The sequence below is a fragment of the Fructobacillus sp. ESL1117 genome, from assembly GCF_058508565.1.
The window spans coordinates 745,157-765,104 of record NZ_CP196385.1 but is presented as its reverse complement, the minus strand read 5'-3'; the positions used below and the strand labels follow the sequence as shown (position 1 = coordinate 765,104).

The 19,948-nt window shown below is 43.7% G+C and carries 18 protein-coding genes; 14 read left to right on the top strand and 4 right to left on the bottom strand.

All coding sequences use genetic code 11. The annotated features are described in order from the left end of the window. The first annotated feature begins 92 nt into the window (after positions 1–92). Complete coding sequence (gene uvrB, locus ACSYSH_RS03235) at positions 93–2,102, top strand: excinuclease ABC subunit UvrB (protein ID WP_489815930.1); 2,010 nt, start codon at positions 93–95, stop codon at positions 2,100–2,102. Positions 2,103–2,189: 87 nt separating this feature from the next. After that, entirely contained in the window at positions 2,190–5,078 is a 2,889-nt protein-coding gene (gene uvrA / locus ACSYSH_RS03230) for an excinuclease ABC subunit UvrA (RefSeq protein WP_489815929.1), read from the top strand. A gap of 84 nt (positions 5,079–5,162) precedes the next feature. Here the strand turns inward: uvrA and ACSYSH_RS03225 are convergent, their stop codons facing one another. Further along, positions 5,163–6,125, bottom strand: coding sequence for a thymidylate synthase (locus ACSYSH_RS03225; RefSeq protein WP_252773590.1), 963 nt, complete (start codon positions 6,123–6,125; stop codon positions 5,163–5,165). 78 nt (positions 6,126–6,203) lie between these two features. Continuing rightward, positions 6,204–6,683, bottom strand: coding sequence for a deoxycytidylate deaminase (locus ACSYSH_RS03220; protein ID WP_491702394.1), 480 nt, complete (start codon positions 6,681–6,683; stop codon positions 6,204–6,206). 110 nt (positions 6,684–6,793) lie between these two features. Here ACSYSH_RS03220 and ACSYSH_RS03215 point away from each other — a divergent pair, with 110 nt between their 5' ends. The 12 genes from ACSYSH_RS03215 to ACSYSH_RS03160 all read left to right on the top strand — a co-directional run bounded on the left by ACSYSH_RS03215 (position 6,794) and on the right by ACSYSH_RS03160 (position 16,530). Continuing rightward, positions 6,794–7,654 carry a bifunctional 5,10-methylenetetrahydrofolate dehydrogenase/5,10-methenyltetrahydrofolate cyclohydrolase gene (locus ACSYSH_RS03215; protein ID WP_252773592.1) on the top strand — a complete coding sequence of 287 codons (861 nt, stop codon included), beginning with the start codon at positions 6,794–6,796 and terminating at the stop codon, positions 7,652–7,654. Positions 7,655–7,838: 184 nt separating this feature from the next. After that, entirely contained in the window at positions 7,839–8,798 is a 960-nt protein-coding gene (locus ACSYSH_RS03210; protein WP_489815928.1) for an ATPase, T2SS/T4P/T4SS family, read from the top strand. A 3-nt stretch (positions 8,799–8,801) separates the two neighbouring features. Continuing rightward, positions 8,802–9,836 carry a type II secretion system F family protein gene (locus ACSYSH_RS03205; RefSeq protein ID WP_491702395.1) on the top strand — a complete coding sequence of 345 codons (1,035 nt, stop codon included), beginning with the start codon at positions 8,802–8,804 and terminating at the stop codon, positions 9,834–9,836. A gap of 221 nt (positions 9,837–10,057) precedes the next feature. Continuing rightward, positions 10,058–10,381, top strand: a complete 324-nt coding sequence (comGC, locus tag ACSYSH_RS03200; protein ID WP_252774427.1) for a competence type IV pilus major pilin ComGC — start codon at positions 10,058–10,060, stop codon at positions 10,379–10,381. Beyond that, positions 10,365–10,763 carry a hypothetical protein gene (locus ACSYSH_RS03195; RefSeq protein ID WP_252773595.1) on the top strand — a complete coding sequence of 133 codons (399 nt, stop codon included), beginning with the start codon at positions 10,365–10,367 and terminating at the stop codon, positions 10,761–10,763. The genes comGC and ACSYSH_RS03195 overlap by 17 nt, the downstream gene beginning before the upstream one ends. 34 nt (positions 10,764–10,797) lie before the next feature. Then, positions 10,798–10,998, top strand: a complete 201-nt coding sequence (locus ACSYSH_RS03190; RefSeq protein ID WP_252773596.1) for a hypothetical protein — start codon at positions 10,798–10,800, stop codon at positions 10,996–10,998. Continuing rightward, positions 10,979–11,443, top strand: a complete 465-nt coding sequence (locus ACSYSH_RS03185) for a hypothetical protein (protein ID WP_252773597.1) — start codon at positions 10,979–10,981, stop codon at positions 11,441–11,443. Before ACSYSH_RS03190 ends, ACSYSH_RS03185 begins: the two co-directional genes overlap by 20 nt. Then, positions 11,433–11,753, top strand: coding sequence for a hypothetical protein (locus tag ACSYSH_RS03180; protein WP_252773598.1), 321 nt, complete (start codon positions 11,433–11,435; stop codon positions 11,751–11,753). The genes ACSYSH_RS03185 and ACSYSH_RS03180 overlap by 11 nt, the downstream gene beginning before the upstream one ends. A 37-nt stretch (positions 11,754–11,790) precedes the next feature. Then, entirely contained in the window at positions 11,791–12,795 is a 1,005-nt protein-coding gene (locus ACSYSH_RS03175) for a class I SAM-dependent methyltransferase (protein ID WP_252773599.1), read from the top strand. Positions 12,796–12,837: 42 nt separating this feature from the next. Continuing rightward, positions 12,838–14,070 (top strand): acetate/propionate family kinase, encoded by a 1,233-nt coding sequence (locus tag ACSYSH_RS03170; RefSeq protein ID WP_489815924.1) that lies wholly within the window; start codon positions 12,838–12,840, stop codon positions 14,068–14,070. 171 nt (positions 14,071–14,241) lie between these two features. Then, entirely contained in the window at positions 14,242–15,459 is a 1,218-nt protein-coding gene (locus tag ACSYSH_RS03165; protein WP_252773601.1) for a glycoside hydrolase family 73 protein, read from the top strand. 126 nt (positions 15,460–15,585) lie between these two features. Then, a complete protein-coding gene (locus ACSYSH_RS03160) occupies positions 15,586–16,530 on the top strand; it encodes a GRP family sugar transporter (protein ID WP_252773602.1) in 945 nt (314 codons plus the stop codon). Between the two features lie 143 nt (positions 16,531–16,673). Here the strand turns inward: ACSYSH_RS03160 and greA are convergent, their stop codons facing one another. Together greA and ACSYSH_RS03150 are read right to left on the bottom strand one after the other, a co-directional pair. After that, the gene (gene greA / locus ACSYSH_RS03155; RefSeq protein ID WP_252773603.1) at positions 16,674–17,165 is read right to left on the bottom strand and encodes a transcription elongation factor GreA; all 492 of its coding nucleotides are present in this window, start codon (positions 17,163–17,165) and stop codon (positions 16,674–16,676) included. Positions 17,166–17,227: 62 nt separating this feature from the next. After that, the gene (locus ACSYSH_RS03150; protein ID WP_491702396.1) at positions 17,228–19,858 is read right to left on the bottom strand and encodes a YfhO family protein; all 2,631 of its coding nucleotides are present in this window, start codon (positions 19,856–19,858) and stop codon (positions 17,228–17,230) included. Between the last annotated feature and the right edge of the window lie 90 nt (positions 19,859–19,948).

Here is a 19,948-nt window from a genome sequence, read left to right as displayed (position 1 = left end):
ACACGTTCAAGTAATAGAACATGTGTTCGTTTTTTGTTATATTTGTTATAATATTCCTGAATGATTTTTTTACCAGGCGAGGAGGATTTATCTTGATTACACCGCAAAAAGATCAAAGCTTTGAAGTCGTTTCAAAGTACCAACCGACTGGTGATCAGCCGAAAGCGATTGATAAACTCGTGAAGGGTTTAAAAAATGGCGTCAAGGAGCAAATTTTGCTCGGGGCAACGGGAACTGGGAAAACATTTACAATTTCCAATGTGATTGCTCAAAACAATAAGCCCACCTTGGTCCTGTCACACAACAAGACCCTGGCTGGTCAGCTCTATTCAGAATTAAAGGAATTCTTCCCACATAATGCGGTTGAATACTTTGTTTCTTATTATGATTACTACCAGCCAGAGGCTTATGTTCCTTCTTCAGATACCTTTATTGAGAAGGATTCCGCGATTAATGACGAAATTGACCAATTGCGTAATTCGGCAACCGCTTCACTTTTTGAGCGTAATGATACGATTGTTGTTGCTTCAGTCTCGTCAATCTTTGGTTTGGGTGACCCGCACCAGTACCAAAACCACGTGATTTCCTTGCGGGTCGGTAACGAATATGGTCGCAATCAATTGATGCGCGACCTGGTTGACATTCAATTTACTCGAAACGATATTGACTTTCAGCGTGGAACTTTCCGGGTGCGCGGCGATGTGATTGAAATTTTCCCGGCCTCCCAGGATGAGCTGGCCATGCGAGTTGAGTTCTTTGGCGATGAAATTGACCGCATTCGACAAATCTCAGCCTTGACGGGTCAAGTTGTTTCTGAACGCGACCATGTGGCGATTTTTCCGGCTAAACACTTTATGACTGATGATGAACGGATGAAGGCAGCCCTGATTGGTATTCGCCAGGAAATGGAAGACCAGGTCAAGAAATTTGAAAAAGAAGGAAAACTTCTTGAAGCCCAAAGGATTAAGCAACGAACCGAATATGACCTCGCCATGTTGAATGAAATGGGCTTTACTTCTGGAATTGAAAATTATTCGCGCTGGATGGACGGACGCAAAGAAGGGGAACCACCATTTACCCTTCTTGACTTCTTTCCCGATGATTTTTTGCTTGTTGTCGATGAAAGTCACGTGACGATGCCACAGGTGCGCGGAATGTACAATGGTGACCGTGCTCGAAAGCAAACTTTGGTTGATTATGGTTTCCGTCTCCCTTCAGCATTAGATAACCGTCCTCTGCAATTACCAGAGTTTGAAAAACATGTTAATCAAATCATTTATATGTCGGCCACGCCAGGTGATTACGAACTTTCTCGGGTACCCAAACGTGACATTGTTGAGCAAATTATCCGGCCAACCGGCTTGCTCGATCCGGAGATTGAAGTCCGCCCAGTGATGGGGCAGATCGACGACTTAGTCGGTGAAATTAACCTGCGGGTAGAGCGCAATGAGCGCGTCTTTATTACAACGCTGACAAAGCGGATGTCAGAGGATTTGACGGACTATTTGAAGGACGTTGGTATTAAAGTAGCTTACCTGCATTCCGATATTAAGACGCTTGAACGAACGGCCATTATCCGTGATTTGCGATTGGGAAAGTACGATGTGCTCGTCGGTATTAACTTGTTACGTGAAGGGATTGATGTCCCCGAAACCTCTTTGGTAGCCATTTTGGATGCTGATAAAGAAGGTTTCTTGCGTAATCCTCGCTCGTTGATTCAAACAATTGGTCGGGCTGCACGAAATGCAAACGGCCACGTGATTATGTATGCCGATAAGGTGACAAGGGCGATGCAGGAGGCGATGGATGAAACGGCTCGTCGTCGTGACATTCAGATGGCTTATAACAAGGAACATGGCATCACGCCACAAACAATTAAAAAAGAAATTCGCGACTTAATTAGTGCAAGCAAGGCGGCTGAAGAAGTTGAAGACGTTGACTTGACCCAAGTTGACTTTGCTGATTTGCCAAAGTCAGACCAGACTGAAATTTTGGAAAACCTAACTAGCCAAATGAAGGCTGCAGCCAAGGGCTTAGACTTTGAGACTGCTGCTAAAATTCGCGATAATATTATGAAATTGAGGAAACGGGCCGGCCGGTAAAGGGTTGGTCTCTAGTCACCGCTGTGATAAAACAGGGGTGAACTTGCCAAGCGGGTTTTGGCTCGTTTGACCATGAAAGAGGATTTTATGGCGAAAGATAAAATTGAAATTCGCGGGGCTCGTGCCCATAACTTAAAAAATATTGATGTTGATATTCCCAAGGAATCCCTCACGGTTGTGACTGGCCTATCGGGATCAGGAAAGTCCTCTCTAGCTTTTGATACCCTCTATGCCGAGGGGCAACGACGCTACGTGGAATCATTGTCCGCTTACGCCCGGCAGTTTTTGGGACAGATGGATAAGCCTGATGTTGACTCGATTGACGGCCTCTCACCGGCCATTTCCATTGATCAAAAGACAACTTCGAATAATCCACGGTCAACGGTTGGGACAGTAACCGAGATTTCGGATTACTTCCGCCTCTTGTTTGCTCGAGTAGGGAAACCTGACGATCCAAAGGATGGGACGAAAATTCTCCATTCGATCGATCAAATGGTCGAATACGCTCAAAAAGCGTTACCTGAGGGGACCCGTCTGCAGGTTTTTGCACCGATTATTAAACACAAGAAGGGCACCCATGAAAAGGCCTTTGCTCAGATGCAAAAGCAGGGTTATTTACGGGCTCGCATTGATGGTGAAATTGTCGAACTTGATACAGTTGATGACCTTGCTTTGGAACGCAACCGCTTCCATGATATTGATGTTTTGGTGGATCGAATTGTGTTGCGGGCTGATGCTCGGTCGCGCCTTTTTGATTCAATTGAAGCAGCGACGAACCTAGCGGGGGGATTAGTCGTTTTGGAACCAGTTGGCCGTGGTGATGAGGAGGTTCCCGCGCCATTGAGGTTCTCAGACCACTATTTGGGTGACCTGAAAGATTTTAAGGTTGGCCGGTTGGAACCGCGACTCTTTTCTTTCAACGCACCAATGGGAGCTTGTCCAGTTTGTCAGGGACTGGGGGCAACCCAGGAGGTTGATTTAGACCTCGTTGTGCCTGATGATACTTTGACGCTGAAACAGGGCGCTCTGGCGCCTTGGAACCCAATTTCTTCCAATTACTATCCTGCATTGTTGGAACAGTTCTGTGAACAATTTGGAATTGACCAAAATGTGCCCTTCATGGACTTATCAAAGAAGGACCAAGACCTGATTTTATATGGTTCGGGTGAAAAAGAATTCCATTTCCATTTTCAAAACGATTTTGGTGGCGTTCGTGATGCTGATCAGGTTTTCGAAGGGGTGATGAATAACGTTTCCCGGCGGTATAAGGAAACCAACTCTGACTTTACTCGTGACCAAATGGCCCAGTACATGACGCGATTAACCTGTCCAGCATGTCATGGATACCGGTTAAATCCGGCGGCCTTGTCGATTAAGGTTGGGGGTCGCAATATTGGTGATGTCACTAATTTGCCAGTTGATGAAGAGCTAGCATACTTTGCTAATTTAACCTTTGGCCCCCAGGACCAGGAAATTGCTCAACCAATTTTAAAAGAAATTCAAGATCGACTTGGCTTTTTGCGGTCGGTTGGCCTTGATTATTTGACGCTATCTCGTTCTGCAGCGACATTGTCTGGTGGTGAATCTCAGCGAATTCGTTTAGCAACACAAATTGGATCCAACCTATCTGGGGTTCTTTATGTTTTGGATGAGCCATCGATTGGTTTGCACCAGCGCGATAATGACAAGCTCTTAGCATCAATGCAGTCAATGCGTGATTTGGGCAATACGTTGGTTGTCGTGGAACACGACGAGGATACCATGGAGGCGGCCGACTACCTCATTGATGTCGGCCCTGGTGCTGGGTCACTTGGTGGCCAAATTATGGCTGCTGGAACACCGACCGAGGTCATGCAGAATCCAAAATCTTTGACGGGTCAGTACCTTTCGGGGAAGCGGTATATTCCAGTACCAAAGTCTCGTCGGAAGGGTAATGGAGCAGAAATTGTCATTCGAGGAGCAAAGGAAAATAACCTGAAAAACATTACGGCGAAGTTCCCACTGGGCAAGTTTGTGGCCGTAACGGGGGTTTCTGGATCGGGCAAGTCGACACTCGTCAATACCATTTTAAAACGGGTTTTGAAGCAAAAACTCAACAAGAATTCAAATAAGCCTGGTGCTTACCGCTCGGTTGAAGGAATTGAAAACCTCGAACAAGTAGTTGATATCGACCAATCGCCAATCGGTCGAACGCCACGGTCAAACCCTGCCACTTATACAGGTGTTTTTGACGATATTCGCGAGTTGTTTGCCCAGACAAATGAGGCTAAACTCCGTGGCTATTCTAAGGGACGGTTTTCTTTTAATACGAAGGGAGGCCGTTGTGAAAACTGTCGTGGTGATGGAGTCATCAAGATTGAGATGAACTTTTTACCTGATGTTTACGTAGCCTGTGAGGTCTGTGGTGGTACTCGTTACAATTCTGAAACCTTGGAAGTTACTTATAAGGATAAGACGATTTCTCAAGTTTTGGATATGACCGCTAAGGAAGCCCTCGATTTCTTTGCACCAATTCCAAAAATTGCGCGCCGTTTGCAAACAATTAATGATGTTGGTTTGGGCTATGTAAAATTAGGTCAGTCCGCAACAACCCTATCAGGTGGTGAGGCGCAGCGAATGAAGCTGGCTTCCGAATTACACCGAAGGACAAACGGGAAGACGATTTATATCTTAGATGAACCAACAACTGGCTTGCATACCGATGACATTGCTCGATTGCTAACGGTTTTGAACCGTTTGGTTGATGCCGGCAATACGGTCGTCGTTATCGAGCACAACTTGGACGTGATAAAATCAGCTGACTGGTTGATTGATTTGGGTCCAGAGGGCGGTGCCGGTGGTGGTAAGATTCTGGTCACTGGGACACCGGAAAAGGTTGCGAAAAATACCGAATCTTATACGGCAAAGTATTTGAAAAAAATTATGGACCGGGATATTGCCCGTGAAAAGCGTGATGAAAAATCAGTGCAGCCCTAAAGAACAATAAAAACGGCAGTGACCATCAAAAGCAGATGGTCACTGCCGTTTTGTTTTCTAATAATTGAAAGTGCTTAGCTTGGCTTAAACCGCAACCGCACCACGGATAGCCGGTTCTGATTCATAATCCAAAATTTTAATATCATCCATGGTGTAATCAAAGATTGACTTGACCTCAGGGTTCAGCCAAAGCTTTGGCAATGGATGCATTGGTCGACTAATTTGCTCTTTGACTTGGTCGATGTGGTTCTTGTAGATATGTGTGTCGCCGATGGTGTGGACGAAGTCACCAACTTCCAGACCAGTTTGAGCAGCAATCATGTGAATCAACAGCGAGTAAGAAGCGATATTGAAGGGAACGCCTAAGAAAAAGTCACCTGAGCGTTGGTAAAGTTGTGCGGAGAGCTTACCATCGCTGACGTAGTACTGGGATAAGACATGGCAGGAAGGCAATGGTGCCTGGGGAGTTGTTTCTGCATTCCAGGCAGACAAAATTAAACGCCGAGAGTTCGGATTGTTCTTGATTTGGTCGATTAAGTTGCTAACTTGGTCTGTGGTACCACCTTCGGGCAAAACTGAAGCCCATGACCGCCAGAGCTTACCGTAAACTTCACCGATATAACCGTACTTTTCCATAAAATCATCATCGTTTAAGATTTTGTCGACGAAGATGTCCTTTTGTTCCTGGTAGAGAGCATTGAACTGGGAATCGGTTTGTGACCGCAAGCCAAAATCAGTCATGTCCGGTCCGCTGTACTCGTCAGACTCAATCCAGTTTTTAAAGGCCCATTCGTCCCAGATATGGTTATTGTTTTGCAACAAGAAGCGGATGTTATTATCACCGCGCAAGAACCAGAGCAATTCTGATTTGATCAGCTTGAAGAAAACTTTTTTAGTGGTTAAAAGAGGAAATCCTTCCTGGAGGTCAAAGCGCATCTGTGTCCCAAAGATTGAATAGGTTCCGGTCCCAGTTCGATCATCCTTGTAGTGGCCTTCGTTTAAAATTTTAGCCGCCATATCGAGGTATGTTTGTTCGTTTTGACTCATGATTAGTCCCCTTTAATAAAAAATTATCCTTCTCAGTATAGCAAAAAAGCCAAGAGTACTCCTGGCTTTTTCTTGGGTCTAGTCTTGAATAAATTGAGTGAGGTTAATTTGCTCAGCTGTCTGTTCTTCAAAGGGGACTTGGACTAAGGCAACATTTTTTTCTTCTAAGATGGACTCGGCAAATTCGTCATTGTGATAGTCGCGCATGAAGTTAATCTTTTTAATGCCGGCTTGAAGCAAGAGTTTTGTACACTGCACGCAGGGAACATCGGTGACATAGACTTCTGATCTTTCAACGGCAATGCCCATCGAGGCGGCCTGCATTAAGGCGTTTTGCTCGGCATGAACGGCTCTAATACAGTGACCATCGACGACATAGTCACCAACTTCCGTACAGTGAGGGGTGCCAGAAACGGCCCCGTTGTAGCCAGAGGCGATAATGCGATGGTCCTTAACAAGGATGGCGCCAACGTGACGTCTAGTGCAAGTTGACCGGGTGGACAGGATGGCGGCTTGTGCGATAAAGTATTGATCCCAAGAAATACGGTTGTCAGACATGAAAAAAATTACCTTTCTGTAAACAAAAAACGGTTTTATTCTGATAAAATTGTCTTACAAAGATATTTTATAATAAAACGTTCGGAAAATCAGGAGCAAGGAGAAACGTAATGGCAACTATTTTAGACGGAAAGGCCCTCTCGAAGGACCTCAAAATCGCACTGGCGGACAAGGTCAAGGAATCGGGGTTGAGTCCAAAGTTAGCGGTTGTTTTCGATCCAAAAAATGATGGATCACGTCTCTATGTTGGCATGAAGCAACGAGCAGCAGCCAAGGTTGGTATTGCCACTGAGGATATTGCGGTTGCTGACGATGTGACAACAGAAGCCGTCTTAAAGATTGTAGCAGATTTGAACGCAGATCCAAGTGTAACTGGTATTTTGGTTCAAGCGCCATTGCCAAAAACTGTCAATGACCAACAGGTTTTCTCAGCCATCGCCCCTGAAAAGGATGTTGATGGATTAGGGGCCTTCAACCAAGGGATGCTCTTTGGTGACCAACCTGGCGAATACGCTGTGGCTGCCACTCCACAAGGAGTGATGACGCTGTTGAGGCATTATGACATTGATTTACATGGCAAGAAGGCTGTTGTTGTTGGCCGGTCTCAGCTTTTTGGTCGACCAATGGCTGCTTTGTTAAACAATGCGAATGCAACGGTAACGATGGCTCACCGTTACACCCCACGTGAAATGCTTTTGGATTCCCTCCAAAATGCGGATATTGTGGTCGTTGGGGTTGGGATTGCCAACTTTATTACCGGTGACCAAATTAAAGATGGTGCTGTTTTGGTTGATGTCGGGATGAACGTCGTCGACGGGAAGACCACGGGTGATATCGAATTTGCCTCAGCCGAAAAGAAGGCTTCTTTCATTACGCCAGTGCCAGGTGGTGTTGGTCCGATGACCATCGCTACTCTGTTGGAAAATACTTTTGCAGCCGCTCTGAACCAAGCAAAAAGCAGTAAGAATTAATTATGTTTATCTAAAAGATCGAATTCATTGGATTCGGTCTTTTTTGTTTACAAAAAGGTTCCTTGCCTAACCTGCTCGAGCGGACAAGGAATGATGGAAAATTGGCCACGTCAACAGCTTTTTTGGTTGAGCAATTTTTTACTGAACTGGTCGTCTTATTCACTAGCAACGAAGGGAGGACACCATGATCAAGAAAATGGCCAATTGGCCAGAACATGAACGGGCAGACCCCGCGGATTGGATTCAAGCCGTTTTAACCTGGGGACAGACGAAAAAGGTAGCTGATTTTTATTTTTTACCAGCAGAGGGCAATGATTATCAGGTTCGTGGGCAAATTCTGGGCGTAGTCAGAACCCTCGCAGTGATGCAAGCGGACTTTGGGAAACGGGTTTTGGCCGTGATTAAGTACCGGGCAGGTTTAAATTTGGCTGAAAGTCGACGTCCACAATTGGGCCGTTTTGATTTTGGCCGGGGCTTTGTCCGTGTCTCAACCGTTGGCGACTTTTTGGGACAAGAGAGTGCCGTTTTACGGCTAATTTATCCGAATCTAGCGCAAAATCGCTGGTTTGACCCAGCTGTATTTGAAGATTTAGTAGCTGAAAAAATCACTGCGGGTCTCTATCTGGTCGCCGGCCCCACTGGATCAGGCAAAACCAGTACCCTTTATCGTTTGTTGGCAGCTTGGTCACCAGGGAAAGTCGTTTTAACAGTCGAAGATCCAGTTGAAATTTATCAGCCAGCCTTTTTGCAATTACAAGTTAACGAACAGGCTGGGATCGATTACCAATCCTTAATTAAGGTGGCTTTGCGCCATCGGCCGGACTTATTGGTGATTGGTGAGATTCGTGATGCTAAAACTGCTCAGGCTGCCCTGCAAGCGGCCTTAGCCGGTCATTTGGTTTTAAGCACTCTGCATGCTAATTCGGAGCTTGCTGTTTTCGATCGTTTGTTAAACCTCGGTCTTGACCATCAATTACTGAATCAAGCCTTGGTCAAAACGATTTATCAGCGTTTGCTCCCGGGATTAGATGGTCAGTTAGGTGTTGTTTGCGGGGTGGTTAATTGGAGGGCGGGTGAAGTGATTCGTCATCTCTCCTATGCAGAAAATTTAAAGCGCTATCAACAAGAAAATCAGGAGGTTTAATCGATGCGTAGAAAACGAAAAAATCGCTTTGCCGAAAGTGACCAAGTTCTTTTCTTAGCCGAACTTGGGGAGTTGACGGCATCTGGTTATGCCTTATCACTGAGCCTCGATGTTTTAGCGAGTGCACATCCAAGCTGGCAGAAACGGCTATTGACCATCCGAGGCCAGTTGGAACATGGTCATCCATTAGCTACTAGTTTGGGAATGGTTTTAACTCCTTCGATTGGAATTTATCTTGATTTGGGGCAGTCGCATGGTAATTTTGACCAAACGCTGATAGCGTTAGCGAGCAACTTTGATCATGTGTTGCGCTATAAGCAAAGGTTCCGTCAAATTTTAACTTATCCGGTGATTTTATTGGTCTTTTTGCTATCCCTGGTGGTGGGGATGGAGACGTATCTTTATCCGATTTTTCATGCCTTGTCGGCTGGGCAAGAGGGAAGCCAGGGCACAGGCAGCAATCCTGCTCTCTTTTCTTTGCATGTTTTAGTCTTTTTCTTTGTGTTTTTTTTAGCCATGATGGTTGTCCTGCTTTTTTGGCTGAAGCATTTATCACCACTGCAACGAATCCAAGTTTTCACTCGAGTGCCCTTTTTAGGGACACTCGTGCAGACACTCTTAACTTATTTGTTAGCGGAGCATCTTGGGATTTTGTTGTTAGCAGGACACACGTTGCCAAATGTGATTGACCGTTTTGCTGCTTTAGCCACTAAGAAAAATGGCTTAGTTGTGGCCATTGCTAAACGGGCCCAAGAAGCCGTGCAGAGTGGCCAGACTTTGCAAAGCTGGATTAATGAGCAGGGCTATTTGAAAAAGTCACTAGCAACTTATTTAGACAGAGGGTTTACTGGACCGATACTTGGTACCTACTTGACTTATTATGCTAAGAGCGAATTTCAACGGTTTGATCGCCAAACTAGTCAATTATTGGGTCTAATTCAGCCGCTCTTTTTTGCCCTGATTGGGCTAACTATTGTTTTGTTATACCTCGCAATGCTATTACCGCTGTATAAAAATTTAGGAGGAATGTCGCTATGACGCACACACTGGACCTTGCTAAGCACGCACAAACTCGAATTGGGGGACAATCTCGGTTTTCAGGAAGACCGCGAAATGGCTGTCGCTATCAAAACTTTCCGTTTAATCAAGTACGGCCCATTCATGCTTGTAACCCAAAGACTATTTGTCAACCCTATAAACGCTTTTGGCTGAAACGGGACCATCGTAAAATTAGTCAATCAAAGGCTTGCTATGCTGCAATTCGTGCTAAAAACCGACGAGTACTAACGAAACAAAAAGGATTCACGTTGATTGAAGCGACGGTTGTGCTCTTTATTATCGGTCTGTTGATGTTGCTGATTTTGCCAAACTTAACGCAACAACGCGATAAGGCGCAGCAAACTCATGCAAAGGCAATGGTCGCTACTGTACAGACACAGGTTGATTTGTACGTTAATGACCACCCAGAAAAGAAACAGGTCACAATGGCTGATTTAGCAAAGGAAAACTACCTGACCAAGGAACAGCTTGAAAAAGTTAAGGCACTGAAAATTGTAATTGCAGGTCATGAAGCTAAAATTTAAATCGTTTACCTTGGTCGAATCCGTGATTGCCCTCAGTCTGGTATCACTTTTGCTCGGACTTGGGTTGGCCTTACGACCGAAGCAAAATCAGCAGAGTTTTGAAGATTTTCAACAGCAATTTGCTGCCTATTTTCAACGAGCCCGTCTATTAGCACAAGCACAAGAGATTGAAAGTGTTCTCAATTTTCAATCAGACCGCTTGGTGATTGGTCAAGAAGTGCTTTTTTATCCAGACAACAGCAAAATTGGTCAAACAACAAAAGTCGTGATTAAGCCCAGTGGCTATGTGGCCCCAGGTCATATTTCCTGGTCTCAGGGGCAAGTAACCTGGCGTCTTATTTTTCAATTTGGAGGTGGTACCTATCGTTTTGAGAAAGTTTAGCAAATCGTCAGGGTTTGTCCTCGTTGAGGGAATCATGGCACTGACGTTAATGACAGGTGTCGTCGTTTTTGAACTAGAAACATTGCACAATTATCAGCAAAAGCAGCAGGAATTAATTTTGCAAAATCAGGTGGCCAATCAAGAAAAAAGAAAAGCATTAGAGAGATGGCAATCTTTTGTTGACCAAACACAAAAACGGAAGGAAGAGGGCAATCATGACGGTCATTGCCAGTAAAAATAACCAAAGTAGCTTTACTATGGTAGAAGCAATCATGGCCCTGGCGGTGGCCGCAATGGTCTTTGAAGCGTTAATGGTCATTTTGCCACAAAGGAAGAAGGGGCAGACACAAGATTTATCGACTGATGTTCAGGCAGCTTTAACCCAGTTAGGTCGGCAACACTATCAATTGGATCAAGTTCAAACTCGTGAAATTCATTTGAGGAAAACTAGTGGTAAGCCGGTAACGTTGAGAGTTTTCAAGAATTATTTAGTTTTGGATGGGCCACATAACGGTCGCGTATTTTTATTACGAGGAATTGACGATTTACGGGTTGAAAATTTTGGAACCTACCAGCGTTTGACTGTTTTGTCTCAGGGACACAAGAAAGCGAGCGGAATCCTCTTTTTACCCAAGACCAAGCAGACTATTGTAAGTAGAGAGGGAAAAGATGGTCAATAACCGACAACGCCAGCATCGAAACCGTCAGCCGGCTTACTTATTGTTACCCACCATTTTGACATTGACACTCATTGGCTTGATGTTTTTTTTACAAACAAAAATTTTTCACCAAAAGCTGCATACGCAATTATTGCTGCTGAAAATAACGACTATCGATACGAAACAAATTGAAGCATCACGATTGTTTTGCCAAGATAACCAACAATTTGGCCAAATTCAGGGTGATTCTTGGGTAATTGAGCCGGAGAAAAGGCAGATTAAAATTACTTCGAAAAATCAGGATTACTATCGGCCACTTTTAACCCCTTAGCCTTGTCTAGACCAGCAAAAAGGGCTAGAATAAGACCATGATAAATCGACAAATTCCTGCATATTTTGAAAAAATTGATCGAGCCGTCATGACGGTGAAAGATCAAGAAAAAACTACCAATCGAGTAGCCCTTGTAATGGCTTTAGAGAGGCTGAATAAAAAAGAAATTCTTAGCTCCGACCATGACCAATTAGCTGCTGATTCTAAAAAGGCATTACAGTCGTTAGAGGAAGTTGACTGGACAAGCTTGCCTTTTAGCGACCGACGGAACATCTTGCAACTTTTGGTTCTGAAAGCTGATCGAGAGGATAAGTTACCAGCTAACCTTCAGTTAACCCCAGATGGGATTGGTTATCTCTTGGGCGAGCTGATTTACCAAACAGCTAACCCTAATGAACAAACGAGTATCACGGACATGGTCGTTGGCACCGGCAACCTGCTATGGACAATCGTTGAAAGCTTTAGTCGCCATGGCCTTTCGGCTACCGACTCAACCGGCATTGATAACGATGAGAGTCAGCTTGCTTTGGCCAGTGAATTAGCGACCGCACTGCAAGAAGATCCAACACTGCTTTTTGGGGATGTTATTAGCTTGGCAAAAGAGAAAATCGCACCAGCTGATGTTGTAATTGGTGACTTACCAATCGGTTACTACCCGCAAGCGGCGCCGGAAAGTTTTGTCACAGCCTTTTCGGAACAAGATGGGAAATCTTATGCTCACTATTTGATGATTGAAAAATCATTAGACTTAGTGAAGGATGATGGCTGGATTTATCTCATTGTGCCAAATGATTTATTAACAGGGTCACGGCATGAGTCTATCTTGAAATTATTCTCAAAAAAGGCTCAATTAAAGGCCTTTTTAACACTGCCAGCTGAGTATTTTCAAAATCAGGAACAGGCGAAAGCTTTCTTGGTTTTGCGGAAGAAAAATGCGCTGCCAAAGCAAGAAGTTTTGATGGGACAGTATCCCTCTGTTAAGGACCAAAAGGCCTTGCAAGAATTTTTGCAAGATATCCGAGCCTGGGGTAAACTAAAGTAAGTTAGAAATGAATTAAAAAATAAAGATAGGTGGATTTTTTTCATGGCAAAGATTATGGCAGTGAATGCCGGTAGTTCTTCATTGAAGTTTCAGCTCTTAGAGATGCCACAAGAGCAAGTAATCGCCCAAGGGTTAATTGAACGAATTGGAATGGATGACGCCATTGTAACGATCAAGTTTGCAGCCAATGATCAAGCGGCTAAAAATGATGACGTTGAGGTATCTGGTGACAAGGCTAAGTTTAAGACTGTTACTGCCATCAAGGATCACCAAGTTGCCATTAACTTGATGCTTGAAAAGTTATCAGAGTTGGATATTATTCAAGACTTTAACGAAATCGTTGGTGTTGGTCATCGCGTTGTTGCTGGTGGTGAATACTTTGATAAGTCTGTTTTGGTTAACGATGATGTCTTAGCTAAAATTGATGAATTGGCTGATTATGCACCATTGCACAACCCAGCAAATGCATTGGGAATTCGTGCCTTCCAAAAGTTATTGCCAAACGCAACTTCTGTTGCCGTCTTTGATACTTCTTTCCATCAGACAATGCCAAAGGTCAACTACCTTTATTCATTGCCTTATGAATACTATGAAAAGTATGGTGCACGTAAGTATGGTGCTCATGGAACTTCACACCGCTACGTTGCTGGCCGCGCTGCTGATATCTTAGGTAAGGATTTGAAGGACTTGAAGTTGATTACCTTGCACCTTGGGGCCGGCGCTTCAATCACGGCTGTTAAGGGTGGTAAGTCATTTGATACATCAATGGGCTTCACACCATTGGCAGGCGTGACGATGGCGACTCGTTCAGGTGATGTGGACGCTTCTTTGGTGAACTTTATTCAAACCAAGGAAAACTTGTCAAATGAAGAAATGTTGACCATTTTGAACAAAAAGTCAGGGTTGCAAGGGATTTCACAGGTCTCAAGTGACATGCGTGACCTTTTGGCTGCTCGTAAGGATAATGAACAGGCTGACTTGGCCATTAAAATCTTTGTTGACCGTGTTGTTCGCTACATTGGTCAGTACATTGCTGAAATGGGTGGTGCTGATGCCCTGGTCTTTACTGCCGGAATTGGTGAAAATGCTGATTGGGTTCGAGAAGAAATTGTTGACCGTCTAGGGTACTTTGGTATTAAGATTGACCAGGATAAGAACACTGGTTGCCGTGAAGAGGCTGATGTTTCAGCTGCCGATGCAAAGATTAAGACACTGGTTGTGCCAACTGATGAAGAGTTGATGATTGCTCGTGATGTGCAAGAATTGATGGCCTAATTGTATAATGACTTAGCCAAAAGAAAACATAATGAGTACAGCGTTATCGCACTCATTATGTTTTTTATTATATTTTCTTAGCAAGGGGAGTATACTAAGAGTTACTGGTTAAATTCCCGTACAAATCGAGTTGACCAGGCGAAATAAGATTGAAGATTGGAAACATTACAAATGGAATTTGAAAAACGTCGGCAATCGTCAAAGAAAACAAAAAAACATAGTTGGCGGTTCCGAATTATCATGATCCTATTCGTTTTGCTATTGGCAGCAGGTGGGGTCTTCTGGTTCAATCGCCAAGGATATCAGGCTAAGAATCCAAATGACACCACGGTAACAATGGTGACAGTCAAGGATAAGGCGAGCGTCAAGCAAATCGGTGCCCAGTTACAAAAAGAGGGGATTATCCGCAACAGTCACTACTTTGTTAGTTATGCAAATAAGTATGGGGCTAAGAATATTGCGGGTGGCACTTATCCGTTGTCACAGGTTCAAGATATCGCTGAGATTTATCAAGAATTAACAGAGGGTTCTGGAGCTGAACCGGTCTTGTCTTCTGACTATACCTTTATTTCAAATACGAAGACAGCAGATCAGACAGCACAAACGATTGCTGATGCCGCTGGTGTATCAAAGTCTGATTTATTGGCTGCCTATAGTGATAGTGATTTGATGGCGCAGGCTAAGAAGGAATATCCACAGTTATTCTTAAACGCCAAGAGTGACCAAACTTTGTATGATTTCGTTTACCCAGGAATCTATCGTTTCAAGAAAGAAAAGTCGGCTAAAGACTTGGTCATGACCATGTTGAAACAGACGAATAAGACCTTAAAGCCGTACTATGCCCAGTTGAAGGCCAATAAAATTCCAGCATCAACTGCTATTTTACTGGCAGAAAATGGTGGTAAGAAAGAATTTGATCGTCGTTTAGCCTTTATTAAAAAGATTGCGCCATACAGCCAGAATCTGCAATCCCAGTATGGGATCTTGGCATCAATTTCAATCGCTCAGGCCATCCATGAATCAAACTGGGACGATTCTGCGTTGTCATCAAAGTATAATAATTATTATGGTGTGAAGACGGATGATACTACGGCTGGTAAATCAGTCGTTTTGCAGACTCAAGAAGTTGAAAACGGTCAAACGGTGACGAAGAATGCTCGCTTTGCAGTTTATGATTCTTATCAAGATTCGATGAAAGCGCACGCTAAGACAATCGCCAATGGCAATACTTGGAATGCTAACCAGTTTGCTGATGTTTTGGCCGCTAAAAATTACAAGGATGCTGCTCAAGCATTGTCAACTGATGGTTATGCTACAGACCCTAGTTATCCAAAGCTGATTATCCAAATTATTGAAAATTGGAACTTAGCTCAGTACGATAAAAATTAACCTTTGAAAGCCTGCTTTGTCAGGCTTTTTATTATTTTTTGAAATTTTTTTGTAAAAAAAGTTGTGTAACCGTTTACATTCGTGTAGAATATAGCTTGTAAGATAAGTGAAAGGAACTTAAACATTATGAACTTTGCAATTTTAATTGCCTTGCTCCCAGCTTTATTCTGGGGTTCAGTTGGGCTTGTATCAACAAAGATGGGCGGATCAGCCTCACAACAAACTTTTGGAATGTCAATCGGAGCATTGATTTTCGGAATGCTGACACTCTTCGGTTTTGTATTGCCACATGGCTTCTACCTTGGTTCTGAAATTTGGGTTGTTGGTATTTTATCAGGATTGGTTTGGGCCATGGGAATGGTTTTCCAGTTTTTGCTCTTCAAAGAAATGGGTGTTTCATTAGGAATGCCTTTGTCAACAGCCGGCCAAATTATCATGAACGCCTTATTGGCTGCCACTCTCTTGGGCGAGTGGGAGAACGCAGCTATGTGGATTGTCGGGGTTATCTCGATTGCCCTAGTTGTGACTGGTGCGACCTTTATTTCAAAGCCAGATAAGACTGCAGCAACGCCTTCAAAAATCGATGCTAAGGGAATCTTCTACTTAGTCATGTCAACTGCGGGCTTCATGCTTTACTTCGTTTTGCCTAACTTTTTGTCAAAGATTGGTTATATCTCAGAAGATATTAAGTCTGCTGGCCATGGCTTGAATTATATGACGGCGATCGTTGGTCCTCAGGCCATTGGTCAGGTTATTGGTTCACTGATTATCGTGCTCTTTGTTTTCCGCGAAGGAAAGCAAATGTTCTCAAAGCCAACTTGGAAGAACTTGCTAACTGGTTTGGTTTGGGCCTTTGGAAATATCTTCATGTTCGTTTCATCTGCTAACCCAGCCGTTGGTCAAACAATTGCCACTGCTTTGTCACAGTTGAGTATCGTAGTTGGTACCTTTGGTGGTATCTACATCCTGCATGAAAAGAAGACTTCTACTCAAATGAAGTTTATCATTGCCGGAACGCTCTTGGTGTTGGTTGGTGCCATCTTGATTGGTAACATTCACTCCTTTTCATAATTCATTAATTGATTACCATCAGCAACATAATATAAATCAAAAAGGCAGGCGCTTCCAAGAAGGGAAGGGCCTGCCTTTTACTTTGCTGATTTTACCTTAATATTAGAAAAAACCACTCAAAGCAAATTGAGTGGTTTTTTGACTTAGTCTTGCTTTGCCTTAACAGACAAGATTTCAACTTGAATTTCAACGTTGTTAGGTAACGGCACCTTGACAGTGTCGCCCTTATGCTTGCCAAGCAAGGCAGCAGCCATTGGTGATTCATTTGAAATTTTACCAGCCATTGGGTCTGCTTCAACAGAACCAACGATGGTATAGGTTTCGGGATCTTCATCTGGCAGTTCCTTGAAGGTTACTTCCTTACCCAACGTTACTTCATCGCTGTCAGAGTTGTCAGCTGAAATGATTTCAGCGTTTTCAATCATCTTGCGAACAGTAACAATCCGTCCTTCAACAAAGGCTTGTTCGTCCTTCGCTGATTGGTATTCAGAGTTTTCAGACAAGTCGCCGTAGGAACGTGCGATTTGAATGCGGTTAGTAATTTCTGGACGTTGCTTGGTGATTAAGTCGTCAAGCTCCGCTTGCAATTTGTCACGACCTGCGGCCGTCATTGGGAATTTTTTTTCTTCCGCCATGGTTCTCTTCCTTTCAGTGCCATGTAGCACAAAAAATACAGCACGTTGAATATATCACGGTCCTAGCCTCGGCGCAAGGTTTCTCGTCGATTCTTTTTAAAGGATGCAGCGGCAGCGATTAAGAGGGCTGTTAGGATTGATAAAAAGAGACCGGGAACTAGCAGCGGTGGTGTATAGCTTAAGGTCAAACGATGTTTACCAGGGCTTGTTGGGATCGCAATCAGACCTTGGAGCACCGTCTTTGTTTTGACCACCTTGCCATCAACCTTGGCCTGCCAACCCGAGGCAGCTGGAATACTAGTCATAATTAAGGGCTGGTCGGCTGTTGTGACAATCGTACCACTAATTTTGCGTGAGTTGGCTTTTTTAATGGTCAGTGAGTGCTGCTTTAGTTTTGCTAGATCCTGGTTAACGGCTTGCTGATCGAAGTAGTAGATGGCAAAGTCGTCAAGGTAACGCGAATCGGCGCCAGCATTTAAGGTAATCGTTAAGATTTGAGTCTGGCCCTGCTTGTTGGTATTGAGATTCAAGGCCACAGTATGGTCATATGAACTTGACTGGGTCAGAAGTTCACCATTTAGTCGGAGGTCGACTGAATCGAGGTTGATTGCACCACCAATATTAAGATAGTAAGAATCATTAGTTGTTGGTGTGTAAGCTAAGGTTAAGACGGCTTTCTGATCTTTATTGACCTTTTGAATTGTCCCACCGGTCAAATCTGCTGTCGTTGTTAGGTTTTCAGTTTTGAGTACTCGGAAAGGCTCTCGGTATAGTAATTGCTGCTTTGATTGACCGGCAAGATTGGCGAGGAGGTTGGCTTGGTTGACTAGGGGATAACGTAGGGATAGTGGGGTAGTCAAGGCTTGATTTGAAGCTGCATAGGCGAGGCTGAGAGCTGTTGGATTCTCTTTTAGCGCCCAATTCTTGCCATTGGCAACGGTTTTTTGTTGATCGTAGTCGGGCCGATTGCTTTGCTTCAAATAAGCAGCACTAGTATTTAGGTGGCCAGTTGTTTTGATGAAGTATTTAAAGGCTAGCAGGGAATCTGTGATGGTCGTTCCATTAACATAGGAAATTTTTGAATCGCCTTCGATTTGGCCGATGTTTTGGTAAAACTTACCTGTAGTGGCAGGGAGCAGGGATGAAAAATGGCTGCCGGCCTTAAAATTAGCCGAAAAGCCATCGTTATTGGTCCGACTGAGGCCCTGGCTAATGCGATACCAAGAATTATCGTGTTGAGTGGCTGCCTTGGAAACCGCTGTGAGTCGAGTGACACCAGCCTCATAGGTGGCCTTTGTTAGATAGGAAAGATTGTTTAACGTTTTACCGGCATTGAAAATCAGGTAACCCGTGGTCACAATCAATAGGAGTAACATCTTCACTTGCTTATCGTCGTCTAGCACAATTAAAATTAGGATTGTTAAAAGATAACCGCAGAGAAAGCCGAGAAGGGCGTTTTTATCTAGGTAAGAAACTTTCAGCAACTGGCTAGATCCCCAAATTGTCAGCGCTAAAACAGCCACAAGGTAAAAAGTACGGGCGAGCAGGCCGGGCTGCCAAGTTGGTTGAAAACCCTTGGCAGCTAAGACAATTAAAAAGAAAGAAATTAAAAAAGAGAACCGAGCTGGATACCAAACGGGGTACTGTCCGCCATGGAAAAGTAAGATCAATGGCGCAAAGGTCGTTGCCAAAATTAAAATCACTAAGATGAGGCCGGCCATCAATTTCTCGCGAAGTAAAACCTTCTTGCTAGCAAAAAAGGCCCAGAGGGCAATTAAAATTAATGGTGCTACTAAAAAATTAGCTTGACCGGTTTGCATTTGATCAAAATCAAAGGACCCCGGCATTAACTTCAGAAATAATAAGAGCGGGTTATTATCAAATTTGAATAACCAGGTGGAATTGTGGGTCGTTTTCCCCATCTTTAGTTGGGCATAGGTTGGTAGCCAGAGCCAAGCGGTTAACAAAATGCTTAAGAGTCCTGATTTTACCAATGTGAAAATGATTTTTAGCCGATTTTTGTTTTGACTATCAAGGAGGCGAAAGGGCACGTAAAGAAATAAGAAGAGCCCCACCATCCAAGCAATGTAATAGTTGGTGATAATCGTTGCCACCAACATTGCTAAAAAGGCTCCAGAACCATGGTGAGCCAGAAGTCGTTCCAATGAAAGAATCAGCAAAGGGAAAATGGCAGCGGTATCCAGCCACAGCAAGTTTAAATCGTTAGCGATAAACCAGGCTGAGAGCGGGTAATTAATGGCGAAAATCAGAATCCAGTAGCCCGATAACCAATTCATCTTCTTAATTAAAAGCGCCATGGAAAAGCCGGCCAAACCAATTTTTAAAACGGTAACGACTAGAATCCAAATCGGCATGGTCTTCGTTGAGGCGAGTAAGAAGAGTAGGTTAAATGGTGACATTAAATAATAAGACCACTCACCAACCATGTCACCACCAATTCCGGATGAAAAGGAATAAAAAAAGGCAGATGGGTCAGATAGAAGTGTATGCTTAAACTGAATAAAGTAATCCAGGTATTGCTGGCCTAAATCAACCGTTAAAATGGTTGATGAACCAAAGGGGGTCATCCCGCGACCAGCAAAATAAGCAGTCATTAAAATAACTGGAATCAGAAAAGAAAGTGTGACTGGAGAAAAAAGGTATTTTTGAGCGATTTGTCTGTAATTATTCATGCCTCTAGAATAACAAAATTCGGTTGAAATTTAGCGATAAATTCGCTTTTTATGGTAAAGTAGAGAGAATCATAATGAACATAAATGGAA